Raw genomic sequence first — 3,975 nt, 5'->3', positions numbered from 1 at the left:
GGCCATCCCCAGACCTTTGACCGGCGCCTGGGTCTTGACCTCGGCGGGGGCCGCTACGGCCGCTTCGGCTTCGGCCTCGGCTGTTTCGACTTCAGCAGGTGCGGCGGCGGTGGCTTCGGCGCCGGCGGCGCGCGCGGCGGATTCCTCGGCCGCGGCACCCTTGGCGGGCAGCTTCACGTTGCTCAGGTCCAGCGAGCCCAGCAGCAGCTGAGCCACGTCGAGAACTTCGACCTTCTCGACGTCCCTCGTCGCCGCCACGTCGTCGACACCGTCGGTCATCATCACGCGGCAGAACGGGCAGCCCGTTGCGATCTTCGAGGCGCCGGTGTCCATGGCCTCTTCGGTGCGTTCGACGTTGACACGCTTGCCGATGTGCTCTTCCATCCACATCCGGGCACCGCCGGCGCCGCAGCACAGCCCCCGGTCGGCGTGGCGTGGCATCTCGGTCAGCGTCGCCCCGGACGCGCCGATCAGATCGCGCGGTGCGTCGTAGACCTTGTTGTGCCGGCCGAGGTAGCAGGGGTCGTGGTAGGTGATGTCCTGTGACACCGGTTTGACCGCGGTCAGCTTCTTGTCGCGGACCAACCGATTCAGCAGCTGCGTGTGGTGCAACACGGTGTAGTTGGCGCCGACCTGTGAGTACTCCCGGCCGAGGGTATTGAAGCAGTGCGGGCACGTGACCACGATCTTGCGGTCGACGGTCTCGACCCCGTCGAACAGATCGTTGATGGTCTCGATGTTCTGCGCGGCGAGCTGCTGGAACAGGAACTCGTTGCCGGCGCGGCGTGCCGAATCACCGGTACATGTCTCGCCATCGCCGAGCACCAGGAACTTGACGCCTGCGACGGCCAGCAACTCGGCGACGGCCTTGGTGGTCTTCTTGGCGCGATCCTCGTAAGCGCCGGCGCAGCCGACCCAGAACAGGTACTCATAGCCGTCGAAGCTCTCGACGTCCTTGCCGTAGACCGGAATGTCGAAGTCGACCTCGTCGATCCAGGTGAGGCGGTCCTTGGCGTTCTGGCCCCAGGGGTTGCCCTTGTTCTCGAGGTTCTTGAACAGCACACCCAGCTCGGAGGGGAACTCCGACTCCATCAGGACCTGGTAGCGGCGCATGTCCACGATGTGATCGATGTGTTCGATGTCGACCGGGCACTGCTCGACGCAGGCGCCGCACGTCGTGCAGGACCACAGCACGTCGGGATCGATGACGCCGCCCTGCTCGAGCGTGCCGACCAGCGGTCGCAGCGCCTGGTCCGGGCCGGAGCCCATGATGCGCTCGAAGCCGGACTCGGGGACGGCATGGTGCTGGTCGTGCTTGGTCTCGACGAACCCGCCCTCGGCGGAGGCGAGCTGCTGGGCTTCGTTCTCGCCGTCGGGCATCGGCTTTTCGCCCAGGATGTAGGGCGCCTTCGCGAACAGGTGGTCGCGCAGGTTCATGATGACGAGCTTGGGGGACAGCGGCTTACCGGTGTTCCAGGCCGGACACTGCGACTGGCAGCGGCCACACTCGGTACAGGTGGTGAAGTCGAGATAGCCCTTCCAGGTGAAGTCCTCGATCTTGCCGCGGCCCAGCTGGTCGTCCTCGCCCGGATCTTCGAAGTCGATCAGCTTGCCGCCGGACTCCATGGGCAGCAGCGGGCCCAGACCGTCGGGCAGCCGCTTGAACGTGACGTTGATGGGCGCTAGGCCGATGTGCAGGTGCTTGGAGTGCAGCACGATCAGCAGGAACACCAGCATGACGCCGATGTGCAGCAGCAGCGCCACGGTCTCGATGACGTGGTTGACGTCGTGACCCAAGGGATGCAGCACCCAGGCCATGCCGTGGGAGAAGAACGCGCCCCAGCCGTAGGGGAAGTCTTCGCCGAGGGTGTTCACTGCGGCTCCGCGGAACAGCGCGTAAGTCCAGACGACGTTGAAGATCATGAACAGGATCAGCCAGGCGCCACCGGTGTGGGAACCGTAGAAGCGGGAGTCGCGGCCGTACTCCTTGGGCTCTGACCGCAACCGGATGATCGAGAAGACGATGATGCCGAAGAGCACCGCCAAGGCGAAGAAGTCCTGCAGGAAGCCCAGCGCGTCCCAGCGCCCGACGATCGGGATGTGGAACTTGGGATCGAACAGCACGCCGTAGGCCTCGAGGTACACCGAGGCCAGGATGAAGAAGCCCCACATCGTGAAGAAGTGGGCGATGCCGGGGATGTTCCACTTCAGCAGTTTCGCCTGGCCGAGCACCTCAGTGAACTGCGCTTTGATCCGGGCGGGGATGTCATCTTTGCGTCCGGCGGCGTCGCTGACGGGCTGACCGGAGCGAATCAAGTTAACGAGCCAGAGCACCCGTTTGACGGCAAGACCGGCAACTACTGCGGTTCCGAGCAGGCCGATTGCCAGCCTCGTCCACTCCAAGGTGCCCACAAGTGCCTCCCCAACTGAAGTTACTCGACGGTAACTTAAAGGATGTTACCGGTCGGTAACTTAAGCGCGATCCAGCTCATAGTTGCATCCCTGCGCAAATGTTCGCTACGGAGGCTTACCTAACTTGGCCGCAAATGTGTTGCGGGTCTCATTTCTGAGAGGAAAGTAGCGCGCGCAGCATCGACAGCATCTCCGAACGTGACTCGGCACCGAGGCGGCGCCGGATCCGGGCGACGTGGTGTTCAACCGTTTTTGCCGAGATGAACAGCTGGGCGCCGATGTCCCGGTACGGCATCCCCAGGAGTAACAACTCGGCGACCTCGCGTTCGCGGTCCGACAACGGCGAGCCGATCGGCCGTCGCGCCGGGGCCGTCTGCGATTCGACGGAATCCGCGTGCTCGCCGGGTTCGGGATCGCCGACCGTCAGCTTCAGGTCGCGGGCAACCTGCAGCATCGTTCCGGATATTCGGGGGTCAGGAGCCTGCAGCGCCGCCTGCCCGGCGAGCCGGGTGGCGTCCCACGTCAGACCGAAGTGGGCGAGTCCACGCGCGGCCGCGGTGACGTCATCGACGTCGATCTGCCGGGCCAGCACCCGTAGCCAGGACCGTCCGGCCATCGCCAGGGCCCGGGCGAACTCGCTCCCGGTGCCGGCAGCGGTCAGGGCCTGGCCGTGCGGGGCCAGCGACTCCGGCGAATTCGTCAGGATCGCCGCGTGCACGCCGGCCCAATGCAGTGGCAGCGACCAGGCGGGCGGATTGCCCAAAGATTCGAGGAGGCCAAACGCTCGTTCCAGTGGATATGTCAGCCGGTCGCCCTGGCGGAGTCGGGCGGCGGCCACCCACAGTTCGCCGAGGGGGAGCAGCGAGAACAGGTCGACCGAGTACTCGGTCAGCACCTCCATCGCGACAGACCAGTGTGTCTGCAGCGAGCCGGTGTCGCCGCTGCGCCGCGCTACCCCGGTGCGAAGCGCCGCAGCCCACAGCGCGTCACGGCGATGCAGACCGGCCGTGGGAAGTGCGGCCAGTTCGGCGGTGGCACTCTGCAGGTGGCCCTCCTGCATCTTCACCCAGGCGGCCAGCAGTTGATGCCGGTGCACGAACATCGCCGATTCGGCGGTCCGGACCGCGCGGGACAGCACGCTGCGGGCGCGGACCGCGTCGCCGGCGTGAAGTGCGGCCAGGCTCACCAGCGAGGTGGCGGTGTCCGGCATGGCCTCCTCGGCCGGTCGCTGGGCGCTGACGGCTTGGCCCAAGCGCACGACGGCGGCCGGATACGACTGATCGACGGTGGCCAGGAGTCCCTCGGCCAGGCTCCGGGCCGAGCGGGCCGACGCTGTCGGCGGGCCGGCCGGTGCCGCGAGTGCTGCCCGCGCCGTCTGTGAATCGCCGACGGCGACCGCGACGATCACGGCACCGGCGCTCAGCGTGGTATCGGTTTGGGGGCCGATCCAGCCGAACAGCTCGGCAGCGTGGGCGGTGTCGCCGTCGTGCGCGGCGACGGCCGCAGCGATTCGTACCGCCGCAGCCCGGACCTGGGGGTCTGCGTCGGTGAGCAGCTCATCGG

General features: G+C 66.8%; 2 protein-coding genes. Both read right to left on the bottom strand.

The features are described from left to right. The coding region (locus tag WBB07_RS17410) for a (Fe-S)-binding protein (protein ID WP_526309650.1) at positions 1-2,412 on the bottom strand (2,412 nt) is incomplete at its 3' end. A gap of 148 nt (positions 2,413-2,560) precedes the next feature. Beyond that, positions 2,561-3,975: isoniazid response ATPase/transcriptional regulator IniR (iniR, locus tag WBB07_RS17405; protein WP_526309649.1), on the bottom strand; the 1,415-nt coding region annotated here is incomplete at its 5' end.

Origin of the sequence: Mycobacterium sp. (assembly GCF_049647605.1) — a bacterium.
Lineage (GTDB): Bacteria > Actinomycetota > Actinomycetes > Mycobacteriales > Mycobacteriaceae > Mycobacterium.
Note: the sequence above shows the minus strand (reverse complement) of the source record. Positions and strands in the feature narration are given on the sequence as shown.